The sequence below is a fragment of the Dyella thailandensis genome (assembly GCF_050749815.1).
Lineage (GTDB): Bacteria > Pseudomonadota > Gammaproteobacteria > Xanthomonadales > Rhodanobacteraceae > Dyella_A.
This window is the reverse complement of the sequence record NZ_CP192735.1, coordinates 2,479,884-2,503,210: the sequence shown is the minus strand read 5'-3', so window position 1 is coordinate 2,503,210 and position 23,327 is coordinate 2,479,884. Positions and strand designations below refer to the sequence as shown.

The window sequence follows — 23,327 nt, the reverse complement described above, 5'->3', positions numbered from 1 at the left end:
AGCCGGCGATTGCTCGCCGGCTTTTTGCTCGATGGTCGAGAGGCGTCAGTGGTGACCGGAGAACGGCACCATCTTGCGCAGCGTGGACGGCGCGTGCGGCCACTTCGGATCGGTCAGGTACGGATGATCCGGGTAGTTCAGCGCCAGCACCTTGCGCACCTGCTCAGCCTGCTCCTTGCGATCCAGCGAGTTGTAGCTGCGGGCGAGGATGGCCAACGCGTCGGCGATCTGCGGTGCCTGCTGGTAATGCTCCACTACGTACTGCGCGCGATCGGCCGAGGCCACGAACGCCTTGTTGCGCAGGTAGAACTCGGCCACGTTGATCTCGAACTGGGCCAGCACGTTGCGCAGGTAGATCATGCGCTGGCGGGCGTCCGCGGCGTAGGCGCTGTCCGGGAAGCGGCGGGTGAGCTCGGTGAAGTCGTCGAACGACTTCAGGTTGTAGCCCTGGTCGCGGCGGCTTTCCGAGCCGGAGCGGGAAATGTAGCGCTCGATGATTCCCGAGGTACGCCCGAAGTTGATCAGGCCGCGCAGGTAGTAGGCGTAATCGACGTGCTTGTTGGTCGGGTAGGTCTTGATGAAGCGGTTGATCGTGGAATAGGCGTCTTCCGGCTCGTTGTCCTTGTACTGGGCATAGGCCAGCTCGAGCTGCGACTGCTCGTTGTAGTCGCCCGAGGGGAAGCGCGCGATCAGACGCTGATAAGCTTTCGCGGCGGCGGCGTAGTCGCCGTTTTCCAGATCGTTGTGGGCCTTGCTGTAAAGCTGGGCCACCGGCAGCGTGTCGATGGAGTCGCGCTTGCCTTTGAACATCGAGCACGCGCTCATCGTGAGGGCCAGGCCGAGCACGACGAGCAGTTTGGAAATACGCATGGGCAAGGAATTCAGATGTTTGATCGAAAAGGCATGATAGCCGAAACCGGCCGGGCCTCGCGGGGCGGGGCATGACCACCATTCGCCACGAGGCCGTGGTGCCGCTGGCTGCCGCGGGTCGCAGGTTCGACCAGACCGTGGCCGAGATGTTCCCGGATTATTCGCGCTCCCGCCTGGCCGGCTGGATCAAGGCCGGCGCGATCACCCTGGACGGCGCGCAGGCGGCGCCGCGGCACCTGCTGCGCGGTGGCGAGCAGGTGCGCCTGGAGGCCGAGCTGGCCACCGAGGTGACCAGTACCGCCGAGCCCATCGCGCTGGACATCGTCTACGAAGACGAGCACCTGCTGGTGCTCAACAAACCGGCCGGGCTGGTGGTGCATCCGGGCGCGGGCAACCCCGCCGGTACCGTGCTCAACGCCCTGCTGCACCACGATCCGGCGCTGGCCGAGCTGCCGCGCGGCGGCATCGTGCATCGGCTGGACAAGGACACCTCCGGCCTGATGGTGGTGGCCCGGACGTTGGCCACCCACACGGCGCTGGTGGACATGCTCTCGCGCCACGACGTGGAGCGGCAGTACGAGGCCGTGGTGCTGGGCACCCTGGTCGCCGGCGGCACCGTCGACGCGCCGATCGGCCGGCACATGGGCGATCGCCTGCGCCAGGCGGTGCGCGACGAGGAAGACGGCAAGCGCGCCGTCACCCATTACCGCCTGCGCGAGCGTTTCCGCGCGCACGCGTTGATCCAGTGCAACCTGGAGACCGGCCGCACGCACCAGATCCGCGTGCATATGGCGCACATCCACCATGCGCTGGTCGGCGACCCGCTGTACGGCGGCGGCCTGCGCCTGCCCAAGGGTGCCAGCGATGCGCTGATCGCCGTGCTGCGCGCCTTTCGTCGCCAGGCGCTGCACGCCGAACGACTGGCCTTTGTGCATCCGGCGACCGGCGAGGCGCTGGCGTTCACCGCGCCGCGGCCGGCAGACCTGGAAGCGTTGATTGCGGCGCTGCGCCTGGACACAAAGGAGCGTGGCCTTGATGACCAGTGATCGCCAGACCGTCCCCCGATTCCGATCGCGATGGTTTTTGCCGGCGCTGCTTGGCATCACCCTTGTTGCTCTGGCGCTGCGGCTGTGGACGGCGGCGTCCACCCAGGTCGACGTTCCGATCCGCAATGACGCTCGCGAATACGTCAGTTATGCCGCCAATCTCAAGCTCTACGGAGCATATTCATCCGATCCGCGTGTGTTGGTCGGCGCCCAAGCCGGCGTGCCCGCCCGCGATGCGCGACGTCCGCCGGGCTATGCGTTGTTTCTCGTCCCGTTCTTCCGTCTGGATGATCTTGGGGGCTTCATTCACCGGGTGGTGCGGGCGCAAGCATGGGTAGGCACCTGTGTTGTATTGCTGATCGGACTGCTGGCGGTGCGATTGCTGGGCCAAGGATGGGCGCTGGCGGTAGCGGCTGCGACAGCGTTAAGCCCTCATCTGATCGTCTATATCCCTTACCTGCTTAGTGAGACCCTCTACTCACTGGCGTTCCTGATCTTTGTCGCCTTTCTTGCGGTGGGACTGACGACGGCTGTGCCTTGGCGTCGGACTGCTTTTTTGTCGCTGGCCGGACTGGCTCTTGGCCTGACCTGTCTGGTGCGTCCCACGCTGGATCAACTCGTTTGGATTCTTCTCACCGCTGCACTGCTATTGCCGCAGTTTCGTCGGCAGTGGCCGGCGATCGTGATATTTCTGCTTGGCTTCCTCACCGTCATGGCGCCTTGGTGGGCACGCGCTTCCCAGATACCTGGTAATGGTCAGTCACATGCCATGGCTATCACGCTGCATCAGGGCAGCTACCCCGACCTGATGCGGGACGGTGATCCAGCAACCTTTGGTTATCCCTATCGAGGCGACCCTGTATCTCCAGCGGCCGAATCAAGCGTGCCTGCCGCTCTGCGTAACATCGCTAGCAAGTTCCATGAGCACCCCTGGCAGATGAGTCGCTGGTATTTGATTGGAAAGCCGATAGAGCTTTTTGCCTGGAATGAGCAAAGCGGTTGGATGGATTTGTTCGAGTACCCTGTGCTGCGCTCGCCATGGCTCAAAAGCCCGGGATTAATCGCACTTACATCGATCATGAAGGGGTTGCACCCAGTGATGATGCTCTTGGCGCTGGTGGGCACGTTGTTGGCCTTCGTGCCCGCCGCTGCGCGCGGGCTTCTGCTCCCCGCCGAGGCCATGGTGGGGCTGCGGGTCGCGGCATTCGTCCATGTCTATTTCCTGCTGGTCCACTTGGCAGCGTTGCCGTTGTCTCGGTATAGCGTTCCGTTCCGTCCGTTGACTTATCTCATGACCGCCTACGGCCTCATGTGCCTCGGTGCCCTGGTTGGGCGATGGCGCGAACGATCACGTCCCGCCGAAGTGCCAGCATGAGCGGGGGCGAGTGGCTTTCACCTGACTGGCGCGCTCCGCCAGCGGTCCATGCGAGGATAAGTACCGCTTACGGTGATGGCGTATCGACGGCTCCGTTTGGCCGCTTCAATCTGGGACTACGCTCAGGCGAGGGGCCTGAACATGTGCGGGAGAACCGCAGGCGCTTTGCCAGACAGCTGGCTCTGACGGCCGAACCGTGCTGGCTGCAACAAGTGCACGGCACCGATGTAGTGGTGGTCGGTAACAAGGTACGTGGCAGCGCAGAACCCCAGGCCGATGCCGCGGTCACCCGCGAGCGCGGCCAGCCGCTGGTGATCCTTACTGCCGACTGCCTGCCGGTGCTGTTGTGCAGCGACGACGGCGCTGTGATCGGTGCCGCCCACGCGGGTTGGCGCGGGCTGGCTGCCGGCGTGGTCGAGCGCACGGTCGCTGCGATGGCGACTGATGCGGCACAACTGCAGGCCTGGCTGGGCCCGTGCATCGGCCCCGCCAGCTACGAGGTGGGCGAGGAGGTGCGCGCAGCGTTCGTCGATGGCGATACGGGTGCCGCGACATGCTTCGTGCCGACTCGCCCGGGGCACTGGCGCTGCGACTTGGCAGCGCTGGCGCGGCGACGGCTGGCGGCGATGGGCCTCACGCGGATTGGCGGCGGCAACTTCGACACGTTCACCGACCCGCGCTTCTATTCGTACCGCCGCGACGGCGCGCGCAGTGGCCGCTTCGCCAGCGTGATCTGGCTGGGCGAAGCGGTGGCATCGTCCTGAGCGGGCGGAGCGTGCTTAGCCAGTGAGCCGATGCAGGAACGACTGGCACCAGGTGGTGATGTCCTGCTTTTCCAGCACGTCCATCATGGCGCGCCAACGCTGGCGGCGTTCACGCAACGGCATCTTCAGGGCGCGCTCCAGGGCGTTGGCGACCTCGGCCGGATCGGCGGGGTTCACCAGCAGCGCATCGGTCAGCTCGTGCGCGGCGCCAGCGAAGCGTGAGAGCACCAGCACGCCGGGATTCTTCGGGTCCTGACAGGCGACGTATTCCTTCGCCACCAGATTCATGCCGTCGCGCAGCGGGGTGATCAGCGCGACCCGCGCCGTGCGGTAGTAGCCGCTCAGCAGGCGGTGCGGGAAGGACTGGTTGACGTAGCGGATCGGCACCCAGTCCGGCACGGCATATTTGCCGTTGATGTGGCCGGCCAGGCGCTCCAGTTCGCGGCGGATCTGCCGGTACTCCGGCACCGAGCCGCGCGAGGGGGGCGCGATCTGCAGGAAGGTGATCTGTCGGTGCAGTTCCGGGCTGCGATCGAGCAGATGATCGTAGGCGCGGAAGCGCTCGGGCAGCCCCTTGGAATAGTCCAGCCGGTCCACGCCGATGATCAGCGCGCGACCCTGCAGACTGGCGCGCAGCTGGGCGATCTCTTCCAACTGAGCGGCCTCGCGGGCGGTTTGTTCGACCAGGTCGGTTTCGATGCTGATCGGGAACACGCCCGCGCGGAAGCTGCGCCCATTGGCCGCTCGGATACGCCCGCCCGGGCGCATCGCGCCGCCGATCTCGTGCAGGAAATATTCTTCCAGCGCGCGCAGGTCGCGCGCCGTGTGCACGCCAACCAGGTCGTAGGCGGCCAGTGTCTCGAACAGCGCCCGGTGTTGTGGCAGGCCGATCAGCAGGCCGGCGGCCGGCAGTGGTGTGTGCAGGAAGAAGCCGATGCGGTTCTTCACCCCGCGCTCGCGCAGGTGAGAGGCCAGGGGAATCAGGTGGTAATCGTGCACCCAGATCACGTCGTCGGGCTTGAGCAGCTCAACCAGGTGATCGGCAAACAGCGCATTGACCCGAAGATAGCCGTCCAGATGGCCGCGCTGGTAATCCACCAGGTCGGGGCGGTAGTGCAGCAGGGGCCACAGCGCGCGGTTGGCGAAGCCGGCGTAGAACTCGTCATGGTCGATGCGGGAGAGGTCGATGGTGGCGTAGTCGATTGAGCCGTCCTGCGTGCGGTGGACCTGGGTGCTGTCCGCACCGACCTTGCCGCTCCAGCCGAACCATAGTCCGCCGCGCTCGCGCATCGCCACCCGCATTGCCGAGGCCAGTCCGCCGGTGGCGGTCTGTTGCGGCAGCGCCACGCGGTTGGATACCACCACCAGCCGACCGGTTTTCCTGCTGCCGCTCACAGGGCGTCCTCCCAGCGGCGCGAGAGCCGCATCGCGGCCTGGATCAGCCCCACCATCGAGTAGGTCTGCGGGAAGTTGCCCCAGTGCTCGCCGGTAGCCGGCGCAATGTCTTCGGAGAGCAGGCCGAGCGCGTTGCGTTGCGCGAGCATGCGCTCGAACATCACCCGCGCCCGCTCGCGCCGACCGGTCGCTGCCAGCGCCTCGATGTACCAGAACGTGCAGATGTTGAAGCTGGTCTCCGGCGCGCCGAAGTCGTCCGGCGCGATGTAGCGGAACAGGTGGTCGCCGCGACCGAGCACCCGGCCCACCGCGTCGACGGTGGCGACGAAGCGCGGGTCCATGGCGTCGATGAAGCCGATGTCCGCCAGCAGCAGCAGGCTGGCGTCCAGGTGCTCGCCGCCGTAGGCATCCACGAAGTGGCCCAGGCGCGCGTTCCAGCTTTGCGCGAGGATGCGCGCGCGCAGCGCGGTCGCCTCGTCGTGCCAGTGCCGCGCGCGCTCGTCCAGCCCCAGCTCGGTGGCGATGTGGGCGAGCCGGTCGCAGGCGGCCCAGCACATCGCCGCCGAATAGGTATGCACCGCGGCGCGGCCACGGAATTCCCACAGCCCCGCATCGGGCTGCTCGGCCATGCGCAGGGCGAGCCGGCCCATCTGTTCGAGCCGTTCGAACATGCGCGCATCGCCGCGATGTTCGATGCGGCGATCGAAGAACAACTGCGCCGAGGCCAGCACCAGCGAACCGTAGACATCGTTCTGGCGCTGCCGCCACGCGTCGTTGCCGATGCGCACCGGACCCATGCCGCGGTAGCCGGCCAGCGCGCCGGCGGTACGCTCGTGCAGTTCGCGCTCGAAGGTGATGCCGAACACCGGCCCGATCTCGCTGTCGCCATGGTCGGCGACCAGGTTGAACACGTAGCGCAGGTAGTTCTCCATCGTGCGCGTGGCGCCGAGGCGGTTGAGCGCGCGCACGGTAAAGGCCGCGTCGCGCAGCCAGCAAAAGCGATAGTCCCAGTTGCGCTCGGTGTCGGCAGCTTCGGGGATGGAAGTGGTGAGCGCGGCGACGATCGCCCCCGTGGCCTCGTACTGGCACAGCTTGAGCGTGATGGCGGCGCGGATCACCGCGTCCTGCCACTCGTAGGGAATCGACAGATAGCGCACCCAGTCGCGCCAGTATTCCTGCGTGCGGTGGAGCGCCAGCGCGATGAAATCGGCCGGGCTTTCGTCGAGCGTCTCGTCCGGGCCGAGCACGAAGTGGGCGGGGCGGTCGAGCCCGAACGGCAGCGCGCGCTGGATCATCGGCACCGGGACGTCGCTGGTCAGCCGCACGGTGGTGTCGCTGAGCCGGTAGCGCAGGTGGTTGCTGCCTGACGTGGCGAGCGCCGGTTCGGCGCCGTAGTCGCACAGCGGGCGCAGCAACACCCGAATGCGTGGCGCACCAGCGATCGGGCGTACGCGCCGGGCCAGCATTACCGGATGGAACAGGCGGCCGCGGGCGCGGTAGCGGGGGGCGAAGTCGGTGACTTCGATGGCTCCGCCGTGGCGGTCGTACAGGCGCGTGACGAGCACGGCGGTATTGGTCTCGTACCACTGCTCGGTGCGTTCGTGGTCCTGCAGTTCGATCGTCCAGTCGCCGCCTTCGTGGCGCGGCGAGAGCAGCGCGCAGAACGTGGCGTCGCTGTCGAACGTCGGCAGGCAGGCCCACACGACGCGAGCGTCCCGGTCGATCAGGGCGGCGATGCTGCCGTTGCCGACGACACCGAGCTCAAGATCGTGCTGCGGGGTCTCGGTCCTGGCGGGGGTCATGCAGCGAATTTCCTTGCATCAGTGCGTGGTGCACGCGGATCAACCAATGCTGCACGGCAGCAGGACTAGGCAGCGTGAATTGCGCGGCAGTGGGGTGTCGACGCCCGACCCTCACGCCGTACCCGCCCGCGCGCGCGACCGTGTCGAAGGCGTGCTCGTCGGTGAGGTCGTCGCCCACGTAGACCGGCTGGCGGCCAGCGAACGGTGGCCGCTGCAGCAGCTCCCGCACGGCCCGCCCCTTGTCCATGCCGGCCGGCTTGATCTCCATCACCAGGTTGCCGGCCTGCAGCTCGTAACCTGGCATCGCTTCGGCGAGTGCGGCCGCGGCATCGCGCATGACGGCGAAGCGTTCCGGCGAGCGGCGGCAGTGCAGGGCGATGGCGATACCTTTGTCCTCTAGCTCGATGCCGCCGATCGCTTCCAGCATCGTTTCGGCGCGCTGCTTGAGCTTCGCGTGCGCGGACGTGTCCAGCGGATGCTCGCGGCGCTGCCCGTCCGCGTGCCGAAGCTGCAGGCCGTGCAGGCCGGCCATTGCCCAGGGCTGGCCGAACAGTCGGTCCAGGTCGGCCAGCGCACGGCCGCTGACCAGCGACAGTGCGCCGTGCAACTCGGCGTGCAGCTGCTGCAGGAGCGCGAGCAGCTCGGGCGAGGCGGCAACGGCGGCGGGGTCGTCGTGGAAGTCGAGCAGGGTACCGTCGACGTCCAAGAACAGCGCCCAGCGCGCATCGGGGGCGGGCAACGGGGGCGGGGGCAGGTCGTTGGGGGGCGTGGCGGGGGCGGTCATCGGCGGCGCACGCTAGCAAGGCGCATGTGAAGGCTGGGCGCATCCGCTTGAATCGGCCTCGCCCGTCCGCATCTTGCGCCTCAGCGGCAGCGGCGCTGCCAACACTATTCAGAGAGGGGATCACCTCATGCGGATGGACAAGCTCACCTCGCGTTTCCAGCAGGCGCTGGCCGACGCGCAGTCGCTGGCGGTTGGGCGCGACAACAACATGCTCGAGCCGGTGCACGTGATGGCTGCGCTGCTCGACCAGCAGGGCGGCTCGACCGGGCCACTGCTGACCCAGGCGCAGGTCAACGTGCCGGCGCTGCGCCAGCGCGTGGGCGAAATGCTCGAGCGCCTGCCGCAGGTGCGCGGGCAGGAAGGCAACATCAACGTGGGCAACGACCTGTCCCGCCTGCTCAACCTCACCGACAAGCTGGCGCAGCAGCGCGGCGACCAGTTCATTGCCAGCGAGCTGTTCGTGCTGGCGGCGCTGGAAGACAAGGGCGAGTTGGGCAGCGCGCTGAAGGCGGCCGGGGCGCAGAAGGCCGCGATCGAGGCGGCGATCGAGAAGCTGCGCGGCGGCGAGAAGGTGCAGAGCGAGAACGCCGAGGAGCAGCGTCAGGCGCTGGAGAAGTATTGCATCGACCTCACCGCGCGGGCCGAGTCGGGCAAGCTCGATCCGGTGATCGGCCGCGACGAGGAGATCCGCCGCACGATCCAGGTGCTGCAGCGGCGCACCAAGAACAACCCGGTGCTGATCGGCGAGCCCGGCGTGGGCAAGACCGCCATCGTCGAAGGGCTGGCCCAACGCATCATGAAGGGCGAGGTGCCCGAAGGCCTGCGTGATCGCCGCGTGCTGTCGCTGGACATGGGCGCGCTGATCGCCGGTGCGAAATTTCGCGGCGAGTTCGAGGAACGGCTCAAGGCCGTGCTCAACGATCTGGCCAAGCAAGAAGGCCGGGTGATTCTGTTCATCGACGAGCTGCACACCATGGTCGGCGCCGGCAAGGCCGACGGCGCGATGGATGCCGGCAACATGCTCAAGCCTGCGCTGGCGCGCGGCGAGCTTCACTGTATCGGCGCGACTACGCTGGACGAGTACCGCAAGTACATCGAGAAGGACGCCGCGCTGGAGCGCCGTTTCCAGAAGGTGTTCGTGGGCGAGCCGACGGTGGAGGACACCATCGCGATCCTGCGCGGCCTGAAGGAGCGCTACGCGGTGCACCACGGCGTTGAGATCGCCGACCCGGCGATCGTCGCCGCGGCCACGCTGTCCAACCGCTACATCCCCGACCGCCAGCTGCCGGACAAGGCGATCGACCTGATGGACGAGGCCGCCAGCCGCATCCGCATGGAGATCGACTCCAAGCCGGAAGAGCTCGACCGCCTGGAGCGCCGGCTGATCCAGCTGAAGATCCAGCGCGAGATGCTGAAGAAGGAGAAAGACGAGGAATCGAAGAAGCGCCTCGCCGATCTGGAAGCCGACATCGAGAAGCTCGAGCGCGAGTTCTCCGACCTCAACGAAATCTGGAAATCCGAGAAGGCTGCGCTGCAGGGCGCGACCAAGGTGAAGGAGCAGATCGAGGCCGCGCGCGTGGAGCTGGAGGCGGCGCAGCGCCGGCAGGACTACGCCAAGATGAGCGAGATCCAGTACGGCCGCATGCCGGAACTGGAGAAGCAGCTCGCCGCGGCGCAGGCCGCCGAGCAGCAGGGCGACTTCAAGCTGGTGCAGGACCGCGTCACTGCCGAGGAGATCGCCGAGGTGGTCTCGCGCTGGACCGGCATCCCGGTCAGCAAGATGCTCGAAGGCGAGCGCGAGAAGCTCTTGAAGATGGAAGACGCGCTGCACGCGCGCGTGGTCGGCCAGGACGAGGCGATCAAGGTGGTGGCCGACTCCGTGCGCCGCTCGCGCGCGGGGCTGTCTGACCCGAACCGGCCCAGCGGCTCGTTCCTGTTCCTCGGCCCCACCGGCGTGGGCAAGACCGAGCTGTGCAAGGCGCTGGCGGAATTCCTGTTCGACTCGGCCGACGCGATGGTGCGCATCGACATGAGCGAGTTCATGGAGAAGCACGCCGTGTCGCGGCTGGTCGGCGCGCCCCCGGGCTATGTCGGCTACGAAGAGGGCGGCTATCTCACCGAGGCGGTGCGCCGCCGGCCGTACAGCGTGATCCTGCTGGACGAGGTGGAAAAGGCGCATCCGGACGTGTTCAACATCCTGCTGCAGGTGCTCGATGACGGTCGCCTCACCGACGGCCAGGGCCGCACGGTGGACTTCCGCAACACGGTCATCGTGATGACCTCGAACCTTGGCTCGCACCAGATACAGGAGCTGGCCGGCGACGACAGCCCCGAGGCCTACACGCAGATGAAGGCCGCGGTGATGGGCGTGGTGCAGGCGCACTTCCGCCCGGAGTTCATCAACCGGCTGGACGACATCGTGGTGTTCCACCCGCTGACCAAGCCGCAGATCCGGCAGATCGCGCGGATCCAGCTGCGCAGCCTGGAGAAGCGGCTGGCCGAGCGCCAGCTGGGCCTGACGATCAGCGAGAAGGCGCTGGACCTGCTGGGCAACGTGGGCTTCGATCCGGTGTACGGCGCGCGGCCGCTGAAGCGGGCGATCCAGCAGCAGGTGGAGAATCCGTTGTCGCGGGAAATCCTCGAGGGACGTTTCCCGGCCGGCGCCACCGTGGCGGTGGATGCCGAGGGCGGGCGCCTGGTGTTCGGCAAGGCCTGAGTCGTCGGTCCCAGAAAAAAAGCCCGCCAGTCGGCGGGCTTTTTTTTGCATCAAGCCAGGCGGCTTACCAGTGATACGCCACGGTGGCGTAGTAGTAGGCGCCGCTGAAGCCGTACGGCGAGGAGTTCGGGTACGGCAGGATGACGTTGAAAGCGCTGGTACGCGGCTGGTTCTTGTCGGGGTACTCGTTGGTGACGTTGTTGCCGCCGACGCTGAAGGTCCAGTCGTTCCAGTTGTAGCTGGCCGAAAGGTCCAGCAGATAGGCCGAGCCGAAGGTCTGGTCGCCGCTGGGCACGGTGCCGAACGTGGTCCACTCGCCGTAGCGGGTGACCTGACCGTGGAAGGTCCAGTTGTTCACCGACCAGTCGCCGGCCACGAAGGCCTTGGTCTTGGGCGTGCCCTTGGTGATACGGCCTTCCTCGGCACGGTCGATGATCGGCAGGGTAAGTCCGGCCAGGCCCAGCTGCGGCGGGTTGGGAGCGATATTGCGGATGGTGGTCTTGTTGTAGTTGATGCCGCCGGTGAGCTTGAGCGAGGAGCTCTGCAGCTCGATCGGGTAGGTGGAGACGAGATCCACGCCTCGGGTGCGCGTGTCCACCGCGTTGGTGAAGAAGCGGCCGCCGCTGACGAACGGGATGCCCACCGAGGTGAGGTAGTTCTGCACCGCGTCGCCGACCAGGTTGCCGCTGAGGATGATGCGGTGGTCGATGTCGATCTGGTACAGGTCCAGCGTGGTGTACAGGCCGTTGGAGGGCGTCAGCACGAGGCCGAGGCTGTAGTTGCGCGACTTTTCAGGCTTGAGGTTCTGCGCCCCCAGCGCCTGCGCGGCCGGATCGGTCACCGGGAAGGTGCGGATCGTGTACGGCACCAGCACGCCGCCGCCCTGGTTGACGAAGTTGATCGCGGTGGAGGAGTAGTACTCCTGCTGCAGCGATGGTGCGCGGAAGCCGTTCGACACGGTGCCGCGCAGCGCCACGGTGTCGTTGAACGCGTAGCGGCCGGACGCCTTCGCCGAGGTGGTGCTGCCGAAATCGCTGTAGTGCTCGTAGCGCGCGGCCAGGCCGGCGGAAAACTTGTAGGTCAGGTCGCTTTCCAGGTCGAGATAGACCGCGCGGCTGTTGCGGCCATGCGTGCCCGCGTCGCCTGGCTGGTAGCCCGGGAACACCTGGGCACCGGCACCGGCATAGGAGGCGCCGTCGCCTTCCTTGATGGTGAACTTCTCGTGGCGGTACTCCAGGCCCCAGGCGACGGTGAGCGGGCTCTGCAGGCCGCTGATCTCGAAGTCGCGGCTGAAGTCGCCGTTGAACGCGTCCTGCCGGTTGGTCAGCGTGCCGATGTAGAAGCCGGTCGGCGAATCGGCGCCGAGCGAGTAGTTGTAGGTGTCGGTGGTGTTGAGCTTCCAGTGGTTGCCGCCGGTGTTGGCGCTGAGGTCGTAGTTCCAGTCGGCCACCTTGCCGCGCACGCCCAGCACTTCAGAGTCGTCGCGGATCGCGCTGTTCTCGATCGGCAGATAGCCGCTGGGATACACGTCGACCGCGCCGGAGCCATTGCTGGCGTACTGCGAGAGCGAGCGGAAGAAGCCGCCGGCCTTCACGTCGCGCTTGTTGAACAGGGTGAACGCGTACAGCTGGGCGTTCGGCGTCAGGTCGTACTGCGCGTTGATCGCCGCCTGCTTGGAGCGGGTCAGCGGCAGGCCGTAGTGGAAGGTGACCGTGTTGTACGTCGGGTCGGCTGGATAGCGCGGATCCGGGCCAGCGCGGTTGGTCGGGTCCTGGTGCGTGGCGTTGGCACTGAGGTGGATCCAGCCCTTGTCACCGAGCTTGAAGCCGCCGTCGGCGCCGCCCTGCCAAGTGTCGCCATCGCCACCGTCGTACTGGCCGCGGGTGAGGCTGGCCGAGCCGTGCTCGGCGCCGCCCTTGAGGATGATGTTGATCACGCCGGCGATCGCGTCGGAGCCGTACTGGGCGGCGGCGCCGTCACGCAGCACTTCCACGTGGTCGATGGCATTGACCGGGATCGCATTGATGTCCACCGGCGAGGAGCCGCGCCCGAGCGAGCCGTTGACGTTGACGATGGCGGTGGGGTGCTGGCGCTTGCCGTTGATCAGCACCAGCGTGTGGTCGGGCGCCAGGCCGCGCAGCTGGGCGGGCTGGATCGCGTCGGTGGCGTCGGTGACCGACGGCTGCGGGAAGTTGAACGACGGCAGCAGGGTGCGCAGCGCCGTGGCCAGGTTGGGCGCACCGGTGCCTTCGAGGTCTTTCGGGGTCAGCACGTCGATCGGGGCGAGCGAGGTCGACTCGGTGCGGTCGAACGACCGTGTGCCGGTGACAACGACCGTCTGCAGGTTGGTGGTCTTCTTCTCGCCCTGCTGGGGGGCGGCGTCCTGGGCCATGGCCACCTGCGAGAGTGCAAGCAGGGTGGCGGCGGCCAGGGCGGTGCGGGTCAGTAGCGGTCGTGCGGACATGAAAGATTCTCCCCGGATAGCGGATCGCGTCTGTGTGCGCGATGAAAGTCCCTGCGACGAATCGGTGTCGGTCGTGATTTGCTGCGACGCGACATGGCTCCCTTGTCTCGCAAACTAGGTAGCCGCTGGGGCCTCTGTCAACCAGACGTTAGTAATGTGTTGTCGCAAGATCGTGCACCGGGTGCTCTTCCTACGCTTGAAATGCTGGCGCGAGGCGCCATAGTCGGCGCCTGCCCGATGTTCCACGGAGATTTTTCATGCCCATCTACGCCTTCGCCTGCCAGGCCTGCGGCCACAGCTTCGACCGCCTGCAGAAGCTCTCCGACGCCGATCCCACCGTGTGTCCGGCCTGTGGCGCCGAACAGGTGCAGCGGCAGGTGACAGCACCGGCGTTCCGCCTTGCTGGCAGCGGCTGGTACGAGACCGACTTCAAGAAGGACGGCGACAAGAAGCGCAATCTGGCCGGCGACGCGGCCGCGGCGCCGGCACCGGCGGCCGCTCCCGCTCCCGCCCCGGCCGCGGCGCCCGCCGCCGCCGACTGATCCCGCACGCAAGGATTTGCGCCGGTTCAATCGCCGTTCGGCAGCGTGCCGCTAGCGTCCGCCCCACCATCACAGGAGGGGCACCATGCGATCACTTCTTGCCGCGGCATTGGCCTGGCTACTGGGCGCGTTCGCGCTGCTGTCTGGATCGGCGCCGTTGCGCGCCCAGGGCTGGAACGATCCGGTGCGCTGCGCCAGCAACGACGGCCACTACGCCCGCTGCGTGATGCCGTGGCGCGATGCCCGGCTGATGAAACAGGAGTCCAAGGCGGCCTGCGTGCGCGGCGATACCTGGGGCGTGGACCGCGGCGTGCTGTGGGTGGATCGCGGCTGCCGCGGACTATTCGTGGCGGGCGATCGCTGGGGCGGCCGCGACGATGATCGCTACGACGACCGTTACCGCGACCGCTACGGCGATCGCGACGATCGCCACCACGACCGCGATGACGACCGCGATGACGACCGTGGCCACTGGCGCCCGGGCCCGGGCTGGGACCGCCAGATCCGGCTGCAGTGCGACAGCAACAAGAAGCGCTACCAGATGTGCCAGGTCGATGTTGGCCCGCGCGGTCATGCGCGGCTGGTGCGTCAGCTGTCCGATGCGCGCTGCACGGAGGGCTACAGCTGGGGCTGGAACCGCGCTGGCGTGTGGGTTGCCCACGGCTGCCGCGGGCAGTTCGTGGTCGATCGCCGCTGGTAGCGGCCGGGCGTCCGTGCGGCCGCGGCGCAGGCGTGGCGGCCGCCTGCGGTGGTAACATTCGCGGTCTTTTCCTCGCCCCCACGCCGCCGCCGCGGCCCGGAGTTTCAAGCGCATGCGCACGCATTACTGCGGACTCATCGACGAGTCCCTGGTCGGCCAGACCGTCACCCTGTGCGGCTGGGTCAACAAGACCCGCCTGCAATCCCACGTCGCCTTCATCGACCTGCGCGATCACGAGGGGCTGGCCCAGGTGGTGGTGGAGCGCGAGAACGCCGATGCCTTCGCGGTGGCTGGCGAGGTCGGTTATGAATACTGCCTGCGCGTGACCGGCACGATCCGCGCGCGGCTCTCGGTCAACGACAAGCTCAAGACCGGCACGGTCGAGCTGCTGGCCGAGAAGGTGGAGATCCTCAACGCGGCGAAGGATCTGCCTTTCGCGCTGCACGAGAACCCCAACGAGGACATGCGGATGACCTACCGCTACCTCGACCTGCGCCGCCCCGAGATGCAGGCGATGATGCGCAAGCGCATCAAGCTGGTGCAGGCACTGCGCCGCTATCTGGATGACCGCGGCTTCCAGGACATCGAAACGCCGATCCTGACCAAGGCCACGCCGGAAGGCGCGCGCGACTATCTGGTGCCCAGTCGCGTGCATGCCGGCCAGTTCTACGCGTTGCCGCAGTCGCCGCAGCTGTTCAAGCAGATCCTGATGATGGCCGGCTTCGACCGCTACTACCAGATCGCCCGCTGCTTCCGCGACGAGGACCTGCGCGCCGACCGCCAGCCGGAATTCACCCAGCTCGACCTGGAGTTCGCCTTCGTTGAAGAGCAGGACGTGCAGGATTTCGTCGAGGAGCTGATCCGTCACGTGTTCCGCGAAGTGCAGGGCGTGGAGCTGGACGCCGCCTTCCCGCGCATGACCTGGATCGATGCCATGCGCCGCTTCGGCTCGGACAAGCCCGACCTGCGCATCGCGCTGGAGCTGGTCGACGTGGCCGAGGCGCTCAGGCACGTCGAGTTCAAGGTGTTCGCCGAGCCGGCCAACGATCCGGCCGGTCGCGTCGCGGCGCTGCGCGTGCCCGAGGCGGCCACGCTGTCGCGCAAGGAAATCGACACGCTCACCGAGTTCGTCGCCCGCTACGGCGCCAAGGGCCTGGCGTGGATCAAGGTGGAAGACCTGGCCAAGGGCCGCGAGGGCATCAACTCGCCAGTGGCGAAGTTCCTCGACGACGCGGCGCTGGACGGCCTGCTCAAGGCCACCGGCGCGCAGACTGGCGACATCGTGTTCGTCGGCGCCGGCAAGTGGAAGACGGTCACCGACTTCATGGGCGCATTGCGCCTGAAGGTGGGCAAGGATCGCGGCCTGGTGGAAAACACCTGGAAGCCGCTGTGGGTCACCGACTTTCCGATGTTCGAATACGACGAGGAAGAGAAGCGCTTCGTCGCCCTGCATCACCCGTTCACCGCGCCGAAGGTCGACGACATCGCCGACCTCAAGGCGAATGCGGCCAACGCGGTGAGCCGCGGCTACGACATGGTGCTCAACGGCAACGAGATCGGCGGCGGCTCGATCCGTATCCACCGCCCCGACATGCAGAGCGCGGTGTTCGAGCTGCTGGGCATCGGGGCGGAAGAAGCCGAGATGAAGTTCGGCTTCCTGCTCAAGGCGCTGAAGTTCGGCGCGCCGCCGCACGGTGGCCTAGCGTTCGGCATCGACCGTATCGCCGCGCTGATGGCCGGCACCGAGTCGATCCGCGACGTGATCGCCTTCCCCAAGACCACCAGCGCGCAGGACCTGATGACCGACGCACCCTCGCCGGTGGCCGCGAGCCAGCTCAAGGAGCTGCACGTGGCGGTTGCAGCGCCGGAGCCGGCCGGGCAAGGGTGATGGTGCCGATGCGGTCGACGCGACGCCTTACCCGCCGCGAGCGGTTGCGTCGCCGCGTTGACCGGCAGGTGCCGGCGCGATGATCGAGCACGTCATCCTGCTGCACGGTCTGTGGATGCGCGGCTTCGCGCTGGCCATGCTGCACCGGCGGATGATGGAGGCGGGATTCCGCGTCCATCGGTTCGACTATCTCAGCGTGGCCAACACCCAGGAGCGCATCCTCGAGCGGCTGCGCGAGCGGATGGTGGAGCTGGCCGAGACCGGCAGTGCGGTGCATCTGGTGGGGCACAGCCTCGGTGGCCTGCTGGCACTGCAGGTGTGCCACCACGCTGTCGATCTGCCGCCCGGGCGGGTGGTGTGTCTGGGTTCCCCGCTGCTCGGCAGCGCCGCGGCGCGGGAATTTTCCGGGCTGGGCCGCAGCGGCGAAGCGCTGCTCGGCCACAACCGCGATCTGCTCGAAAAGGGCTTCGAGGGCTGGGACGGCACGCGCCAGGTCGGCGTGATCGCCGGGCGCTCGCCGATCGGCCTGGGGGCCGTGCTTGCGCATATCGAAGGCGAGCACGACGGCACCGTGGCGGTGTCCGAGACGCGGCTGCCCGGGCTGGCCGATCACTGCGTGGTCGATACCAGCCACACGGGATTGCTGTTCTCCGCCGACGTCGCGCGGCTCACGGCGCGCTTCCTGCGCGAGGGGCGCTTCGCCGTGACGGCCCCGGACGAGTTGCCCGCGCCGGGCTTAGCCGGGTCCACCGGCAGCGGGCGGATAGAGTAAAATTCCGCGCTTCATCACCAGATCAGGTTGTGCAGCGCCATGGGTAGAGGCCCGTCCATCGAAGGTCGCAAGAACGCCGAAGACGCCAAGCGCGCCAAGGTGTTCACCAAGCTCATCCGCGAGATCACCGTGGCCACCCGCGCCGGTGTGGCCGACCCGGCCGGCAACCCGCGCCTGCGCGCGGCGGTGGACAAGGCGCTGTCGGCCAACATGCCCAAGGACACCATCGAGCGCGCGATCAAGCGCGGCTCGGGCGCCGACGGCGGCGCCAACATGGAAGAGCTGCGCTACGAGGGCTATGGCCCGGCCGGCATCGCGCTGATCATCGAATGCTTCACCGACAACCCGACCCGCACCGTGGCCGACGTGCGCCATGCGCTGACCCGTCACGGCGGCAACCTGGGCACCAGCGGCTCGGTGGCGTTCCAGTTCACCCGCTGCGGCGAGATCGTGTTCGCCACCGGTGGCAATGAGGCTGCCGAGGAGAAGGTGCTGGAGGCGGCGCTTGAAGCCGGTGCCGACGACGTGGTCAACGAACACGGCGAGAGCACCGTGCTGTGTGCACCGGAAAACTTCGAGGCGGTGCAGCAGGCGCTGATCGCGGCCGGGCTGGAGTCCTCGCATGCCGGCGTGGTGATGCGCCCGAATAACCGCGTCGCGGTGCCGGACGAGGCGCAGGAAACGCTGCAGGATTTGCTCGAGCGCCTCGATGCGCTCGACGACGTCAGCGAGGTCTATCACAACGCGCTGTTGCCGGCCGAGGCCGCCGGCTGACGCAGCGCTGGCCTCCGGCCGCGTTGCGACCGCGCATTGCATGAGCATCCGCATCCTCGGCATCGACCCGGGCAGTCAGCGCACCGGCGTGGGCATCATCGATGTTGACGCGCAGGGCAAGTTGTCGCACGTGTTCCACGGCGCGCTGGCGGTGGCTGGCGAGGCCACGTTCCCGCTGCGCCTGAAACGCATCTTTGACGGCCTGTGTGACATCATCGCCGCCCATCAACCGGCCGAGTGCGCGATCGAGCGCGTGTTCATGGCGCGCAATCCGGATTCGGCGCTGAAGCTGGGACAAGCCAGAGGCGCCGCGATCTGTGCGGTGGTCAGTCAGGGGATCGTGGTGCACGAGTACGCAGCAACCGAAGTGAAACAGTCGGTGGTCGGCAATGGCCGCGGCGACAAGACCCAGGTGCAGCACATGATCGGCGTCCTGCTCGGACTGAAGGGGCCGCTGCAGGCCGATGCCGCCGATGCGCTGGCTATCGCCGTCACCCATGCGCACACGCGTTCGAGCCTGACCCGCGTGGGTATTCCTCGCACGGCGTGGAGGCGTGGACGATGATCGGTCGCCTGCGTGGCACCCTCATTTCCAAGCAGCCGCCATGGCTGTTGATCGATGTGGGCGGCGTCGGCTACGAGCTCGAGGCGCCGATGTCGACCATCTACGATCTCCCCGCCACCGGCAAGGAAGTGATCCTGCTCACTCACCATGCCGTGAAGGAGGACAGCGTGGCGCTGTACGGTTTCATGCACGAATCCGAGCGCACGCTGTTTCGCAACCTGCTCAAGGTCAGCGGCATCGGCGCGAAGATCGCGCTGGCGGTGCTATCGGGCGTGTCCACCAGCGACTTCGCGCGGCTGGTACACGCCGGTGATGTGGTGGCGCTGACCAAGATTCCCGGTATCGGCAAGAAGACTGCCGAGCGCATCGTGGTGGAGTTGCGCGATCGCGTGGATGGGCTCGGCGTAAGCCTGCCCGGCATGCCTGCCAGCGCAGCCGCGCCGCTGGATGCTTCCGGCGAAGCGACGGTCGCGCTGCAGCAGCTCGGCTACAAGCCGGCCGAGGTCACGCGCCTGGTGCAGAAGGTCGCCGCCGACGGCGACAGCGCCGAGGCCATCATCCGCAAGGCACTGCGCGCCGCGCTCGGCGGCTAGGGCAGTGGGGAGCGTCATGAACCAGCAGACCCAAGCTTCGTCCTCCGCCGATACCGGTGGCGCCGACGCCTCGCACAGCAGCCGCTCGGCGCTGATTCTCGGTGCGATCGGCGTGGTGTTTGGCGACATCGGCACCAGCCCGCTGTACACCATGCACGAGACCTTCCTGCCCGAGCATGGCCTGCATCCGCGGCCGGCCACGGTGTTGGGCATTCTCTCGCTGGTCACCTGGTCGCTGATCCTGGTGGTGGCGGTGAAGTACGTGAGCCTGGTGATGCGCGCCGACAACAAGGGCGAGGGCGGCATCATGGCGCTGATGACGCTGGCCCAGCGCGCGGTGGGCCAGTCCACCCGCATGCGCAAGCTGGTGGTGCTGATGGCCCTGCTCGGCGCGGCGCTGTTCTTCGGCGACGGGGTGATCACGCCGTCGATCTCGGTGCTGTCGGCGGTGGAAGGTCTGGAGGTGGCGGCGCCCGCGCTGTCGCACTGGGTGGTGCCGCTCACGGTGGCGGTGCTGCTGGGCCTGTTCTGGATGCAGCGCCACGGCACCGCCAAGGTCGGCGCGGTATTCGGCCCGATCATGGTGCTGTGGTTCCTCAGCCTGGGCGTGATCGGCGTGTGGAACATCATCCAGGCGCCGGGCGTGCTGTACGCACTCAACCCCTGGTACGCGGTGCAGTTTTTCATGACCCACGGCACGACCTCGGCGCTGGCGCTGGGCTCGGTGGTGCTGTGCGTGACCGGTGCCGAGGCGCTGTACACCGACATGGGCCACTTCGGGCGCTTTCCGATTCGCGCCGCGTGGTTCTTTTTCGTGATGCCGGCGCTGCTGCTCAACTACTACGGCCAGGGCGGGCTGCTGCTGGTCGATCCGAAGGCGATCGACAACCCGTTCTATCACGCCGTGCCGGACTGGGCGCTCTATCCGATGATCGCGCTGGCCACCGCCTCCACGGTGATCGCCTCGCAGGCGGTGATCTCCGGCGCGTTCACAGTGACGCGGCAGGCGATCCAGCTCGGTTTCGTGCCGCGCATGCAGGTGGTGCATACCTCGCGCGAGGCGATCGGGCAGATCTTCCTGCCGTGGGTGAATCGCGCGCTGATGGTGGCGGTGATCGCCACGGTGGTGAGCTTCGGCTCGTCCAATGCGCTGGCCGGCGCGTATGGCATCGCCGTGACCGGCACCATGGCCATCGACACCGTGCTGGTGATGATCGTGGCGCGGCGGATGTGGCACTGGAGCCGCGCCGCGGTGATCCTTACGGCGGTGTTGCTGCTGGTGATCGACCTGAGCTACTTCGGCGCCAACACGCTGAAGATCATGCAGGGTGGCTGGTTCCCGTTGGTGCTGGGCCTGATCATGTTCGTGGTGATGACCACCTGGCGCCGCGGTCGCGACCTGGTGGTGCGCGAGATCAAACAGGGCGGCCTGGCGCTCAAGCCGTTCATCGCCAATATCTCCGAGCATCCGCCGCTGCGCGTGCCGGGCACGGCGGTGTTCCTCACCGCCAACCAGGAGGCGGTGCCGCACGCCCTGCTGCACAACCTCAAGCACAACAAGGTGCTGCACGAGCGCAACGTGCTGCTCACCGCCGAGACGCTGGAAACCCCGGTGGCCGAGTCGGAGGAGCGCATCCAGCTCGAAGAGCTCGGCGGCGGCTTTTACGGCCTCACCCTGCGCTTCGGCTTTGCCGAGGACCCGAACATTCCGCTGGCGCTGGCGCAGTGCTCGCGCAGCGGGCTGCCATTCGACCTGATGGACACCACGTTCTTCCTCTCGCGCGAGAACATCGTGGCCGATGCGCGCCGCCCGGGCATGGCTCTGTGGCGCGACAAGCTGTTCGCGTTCATGGCGCGCAACGCGATGCCGGCCACTGCGTTTTTCCAGATCCCCGGCAACCGGCTGATCGAGCTGGGCGCCCAGGTGGAGATCTGACCGTTCCCGTAGGAGCGCACCCTGTGCGCGATGGCTCTTTGCTCCGACAGAGATCAGGCGAAGAGCGTTCGCGCACAGGGTGCGCTCCGACAGCGCTCTGTGCCTGCCATAATCGTCGGCATGACCGACCGCATCATCACCGCCGCCGCGCAACTCGACGACGACGCGCTGGAAGCCACCATCCGGCCCCGGCGTCTGGCCGAATACTTGGGCCAGCAGGCGGTGCGCGAGCAGCTCTCCATCTATATCGAGGCGGCGAAGAAGCGCAGCGGGGCGCTGGACCACGTGCTGATCTTTGGCCCGCCGGGGCTGGGCAAGACCACGCTCAGCCACGTCATCGCCAACGAGCTGGGGGTCAACGTGCGCTCCACCTCCGGCCCCGTGCTGGAGCGCGCCGGCGACCTGGCCGCGCTGCTGACCAACCTCGAGCCGCACGACGTGCTGTTCGTCGACGAAATCCATCGCCTGTCGCCGGTGGTCGAGGAAGTGCTGTATCCGGCCATGGAAGACTTCCAGATCGACATCATGATCGGCGAAGGCCCGGCCGCCCGCTCGATCAAGCTCGATCTGCCGCCATTCACCCTGATCGGCGCCACCACGCGTGCCGGTATGCTGACGGCGCCGCTGCGCGACCGCTTCGGCATCGTGCAGCGGCTGGAGTTCTACACGGCCGACGAGCTCACCGACATCGTGCGCCGCGCGGCGAAGATTCTCGGTATCGCCTGTGAGGTGGAGGGGGCGCAGGAAATCGCCCGCCGCTCGCGCGGCACGCCGCGGATCGCCAATCGACTGTTGCGCCGCGTGCGCGACTACGCCGAGGTGCGCGCCGGCGGGGCCATCACCCTGGCCGCAGCGCAGGCCGCGCTGGGCATGCTGAAGGTTGATCCGCAGGGTTTCGACGAGCTGGACCGGCGCCTGCTGACCCTGATCATCGAGAATTTCGACGGCGGTCCAGTGGGCGTGGAGTCGCTGGCCGCGGCGCTGAGCGAAGACCGCGGCACGCTGGAAGACGTGGTCGAGCCGTACCTGATCCAGCAGGGCTATCTGGTGCGCACGGCCCGCGGGCGCATGGTCAGCGCCAAGGGCTGGCGCCATCTGGGTCTCACCCCGCCGCCGCGCCAGGCGCTGGCGCCGGACCTGTTTTCCGCCGGGTCCAGCGAACCCTGATCACGCGTCGCCGCCGTGCGGCTGTCGCCTCCAACCGCCGCAAGAGATCTAGCCCCATGCCCGTGTTTCATTGGCCTGTCCGCGTCTACTGGGAAGACACCGACGCCGGTGGCGTCGTCTACCACGCCAGCTACCTGCGCTTCCTGGAGCGGGCCCGCAGCGAGTGGTTGCGCAGCCTGGGCGTGGAGCAGTCGGCCTTCAAGGCGCGCACCGGGCTGGCCTTTCTGGTGCGCTCGATGCACATCGATTTCCTCAAGGCCGCCCTGCTGGACGATGAACTGCTCGTGACAGTGGAAGTCAAAGAACGTCGCGCTGCCAGTATCCTTTTCGGCCAGACCATCCAGCGCCGCGACGGCACCGGGCTCATTCGGGCCGAGGTCCGCGTGGCGTGCGTCGATGTCGAGCGCATGGTACCGGTACGGATACCGGACGACGCCATTCCCGGCCTCACCCCCTGACCCCATTTCCGCGGAGAACTCCCAAGCCATGAACGGTGGACTGAACATTTTCAAGCTGGTCGCGGAAGCGAGCACGCCGGTACAGCTGGTCATGCTCGTGCTGCTGGCGTTCTCCTTCATGTCCTGGGTCATCATCATCCGCAAGTACTCGCAGATGAAGGCGGCGATGGAAAACGCCGAGGCGTTCGAGGAGCGCTTCTGGTCCGGCGGCGACCTGGCCCAGCTGTTCCGCGAAGTGAGCAACGGCGGCGCCGAGAACGGCGGCATGGAGACGATCTTCGAGTCCGGCTTTCGCGAGTTCGCCCGCCAGCGCCAGCGCAAGGCCAGTGACATGCGCATAGTGATGGAGAGCTCCGAGCGCGCCATGCGCGTGGCCGGCACCCGCGAGATCGGCCTGCTGGAGCGCAACCTGGAGTTCCTCGCCAACGTCGGCTCGATCAGCCCCTACGTCGGCCTGTTCGGCACCGTGTGGGGCATCATGGGCGCGTTCCAGGGCCTGGGCGAGATGAAGGACGTCACCATCGCCGCCGTCGCGCCGCACATCTCCGAGGCGCTGATCGCCACCGCAATGGGTCTGTTCGCGGCGATTCCGGCCGTGTGGGCGTACAACCGCTATGCCAACCGCGTCGAGCGCATCGCCTCGCGCTACGAGGTGTTCCAGGAGGAGTTCTCCTCGGTGCTGCAGCGGCAGATCCAGTCTGACGACGTCCGCTGAG

Annotated in this window: 20 protein-coding genes; 15 read left to right on the top strand and 5 right to left on the bottom strand. The window is 67.4% G+C overall.

Annotated features, from left to right (window positions below; translation table 11 throughout):
• Nucleotides 1-45: 45 nt before the first annotated feature.
• Nucleotides 46-870: an outer membrane protein assembly factor BamD gene (locus ACQVBX_RS11680; protein ID WP_431634249.1), complete on the bottom strand. Its 825-nt coding sequence runs from the start codon at nt 868-870 to the stop codon at nt 46-48.
• Nucleotides 871-941: 71 nt separating this feature from the next.
• On the opposite strand from ACQVBX_RS11680, the gene rluD reads away from it, so the two are divergent.
• Genes rluD through pgeF form a run of 3 tightly spaced genes read left to right on the top strand, consistent with a single transcriptional unit; the run spans nt 942 to nt 4,055 of the window.
• Complete coding sequence (gene rluD, locus ACQVBX_RS11675; protein WP_431634248.1) at nt 942-1,916, top strand: 23S rRNA pseudouridine(1911/1915/1917) synthase RluD; 975 nt, start codon at nt 942-944, stop codon at nt 1,914-1,916.
• Nucleotides 1,906-3,291 carry a hypothetical protein gene (locus ACQVBX_RS11670; protein WP_431634247.1) on the top strand — a complete coding sequence of 462 codons (1,386 nt, stop codon included), beginning with the start codon at nt 1,906-1,908 and terminating at the stop codon, nt 3,289-3,291. Before rluD ends, ACQVBX_RS11670 begins: the two co-directional genes overlap by 11 nt.
• Nucleotides 3,288-4,055, top strand: a complete 768-nt coding sequence (gene pgeF, locus ACQVBX_RS11665) for a peptidoglycan editing factor PgeF (protein ID WP_431634246.1) — start codon at nt 3,288-3,290, stop codon at nt 4,053-4,055. Before ACQVBX_RS11670 ends, pgeF begins: the two co-directional genes overlap by 4 nt.
• 15 nt (nt 4,056-4,070) lie before the next feature.
• Here the strand turns inward: pgeF and otsA are convergent, their stop codons facing one another.
• From otsA to otsB, 3 genes are read right to left on the bottom strand one after another with little or no spacing between them, the layout of a single operon-like run.
• Nucleotides 4,071-5,450: an alpha,alpha-trehalose-phosphate synthase (UDP-forming) gene (gene otsA, locus ACQVBX_RS11660; RefSeq protein WP_431634245.1), complete on the bottom strand. Its 1,380-nt coding sequence runs from the start codon at nt 5,448-5,450 to the stop codon at nt 4,071-4,073.
• Nucleotides 5,447-7,252 (bottom strand): glycoside hydrolase family 15 protein, encoded by a 1,806-nt coding sequence (locus ACQVBX_RS11655; RefSeq protein ID WP_431634244.1) that lies wholly within the window; start codon nt 7,250-7,252, stop codon nt 5,447-5,449. Before ACQVBX_RS11655 ends, otsA begins: the two co-directional genes overlap by 4 nt.
• Complete coding sequence (otsB, locus tag ACQVBX_RS11650; RefSeq protein WP_431634243.1) at nt 7,212-8,036, bottom strand: trehalose-phosphatase; 825 nt, start codon at nt 8,034-8,036, stop codon at nt 7,212-7,214. The genes ACQVBX_RS11655 and otsB overlap by 41 nt, the downstream gene beginning before the upstream one ends.
• 127 nt (nt 8,037-8,163) lie before the next feature.
• Between otsB and clpB the strand changes: the two genes are divergently transcribed.
• A complete protein-coding gene (gene clpB, locus ACQVBX_RS11645; protein WP_431634242.1) occupies nt 8,164-10,752 on the top strand; it encodes an ATP-dependent chaperone ClpB in 2,589 nt (862 codons plus the stop codon).
• A gap of 64 nt (nt 10,753-10,816) precedes the next feature.
• Here the strand turns inward: clpB and ACQVBX_RS11640 are convergent, their stop codons facing one another.
• The gene (locus tag ACQVBX_RS11640) at nt 10,817-13,216 is read right to left on the bottom strand and encodes a TonB-dependent receptor plug domain-containing protein (protein ID WP_431634241.1); all 2,400 of its coding nucleotides are present in this window, start codon (nt 13,214-13,216) and stop codon (nt 10,817-10,819) included.
• A gap of 257 nt (nt 13,217-13,473) precedes the next feature.
• Between ACQVBX_RS11640 and ACQVBX_RS11635 the strand changes: the two genes are divergently transcribed.
• The 11 genes from ACQVBX_RS11635 (at nt 13,474) to tolQ (ending at nt 23,326) form a co-directional block, all read left to right on the top strand.
• Entirely contained in the window at nt 13,474-13,758 is a 285-nt protein-coding gene (locus tag ACQVBX_RS11635; RefSeq protein WP_431634240.1) for an FmdB family zinc ribbon protein, read from the top strand.
• A gap of 85 nt (nt 13,759-13,843) precedes the next feature.
• Complete coding sequence (locus ACQVBX_RS11630; protein WP_431634239.1) at nt 13,844-14,458, top strand: DUF3011 domain-containing protein; 615 nt, start codon at nt 13,844-13,846, stop codon at nt 14,456-14,458.
• A gap of 112 nt (nt 14,459-14,570) precedes the next feature.
• Entirely contained in the window at nt 14,571-16,346 is a 1,776-nt protein-coding gene (gene aspS / locus ACQVBX_RS11625; protein ID WP_431634238.1) for an aspartate--tRNA ligase, read from the top strand.
• A gap of 79 nt (nt 16,347-16,425) precedes the next feature.
• Nucleotides 16,426-17,118: an alpha/beta fold hydrolase gene (locus tag ACQVBX_RS11620; protein ID WP_431634237.1), complete on the top strand. Its 693-nt coding sequence runs from the start codon at nt 16,426-16,428 to the stop codon at nt 17,116-17,118.
• Between the two features lie 39 nt (nt 17,119-17,157).
• Nucleotides 17,158-17,892, top strand: a complete 735-nt coding sequence (locus ACQVBX_RS11615) for a YebC/PmpR family DNA-binding transcriptional regulator (protein ID WP_404630293.1) — start codon at nt 17,158-17,160, stop codon at nt 17,890-17,892.
• Between the two features lie 40 nt (nt 17,893-17,932).
• On the top strand, nt 17,933-18,457 hold the full coding sequence (gene ruvC / locus ACQVBX_RS11610) for a crossover junction endodeoxyribonuclease RuvC (RefSeq protein ID WP_431634236.1): 525 nt from the start codon (nt 17,933-17,935) through the stop codon (nt 18,455-18,457).
• Nucleotides 18,454-19,050, top strand: coding sequence for a Holliday junction branch migration protein RuvA (gene ruvA / locus ACQVBX_RS11605; RefSeq protein WP_431634235.1), 597 nt, complete (start codon nt 18,454-18,456; stop codon nt 19,048-19,050). The genes ruvC and ruvA overlap by 4 nt, the downstream gene beginning before the upstream one ends.
• A 16-nt stretch (nt 19,051-19,066) precedes the next feature.
• Nucleotides 19,067-20,986, top strand: coding sequence for a potassium transporter Kup (locus ACQVBX_RS11600; protein ID WP_431634234.1), 1,920 nt, complete (start codon nt 19,067-19,069; stop codon nt 20,984-20,986).
• A 120-nt stretch (nt 20,987-21,106) separates the two neighbouring features.
• Entirely contained in the window at nt 21,107-22,153 is a 1,047-nt protein-coding gene (ruvB, locus tag ACQVBX_RS11595; RefSeq protein WP_431634233.1) for a Holliday junction branch migration DNA helicase RuvB, read from the top strand.
• Between the two features lie 56 nt (nt 22,154-22,209).
• Nucleotides 22,210-22,611 carry a tol-pal system-associated acyl-CoA thioesterase gene (gene ybgC, locus ACQVBX_RS11590; protein WP_431634232.1) on the top strand — a complete coding sequence of 134 codons (402 nt, stop codon included), beginning with the start codon at nt 22,210-22,212 and terminating at the stop codon, nt 22,609-22,611.
• A 28-nt stretch (nt 22,612-22,639) separates the two neighbouring features.
• A complete protein-coding gene (gene tolQ, locus ACQVBX_RS11585) occupies nt 22,640-23,326 on the top strand; it encodes a protein TolQ (protein ID WP_431634231.1) in 687 nt (228 codons plus the stop codon).
• Nucleotide 23,327: the final 1 nt, after the last annotated feature.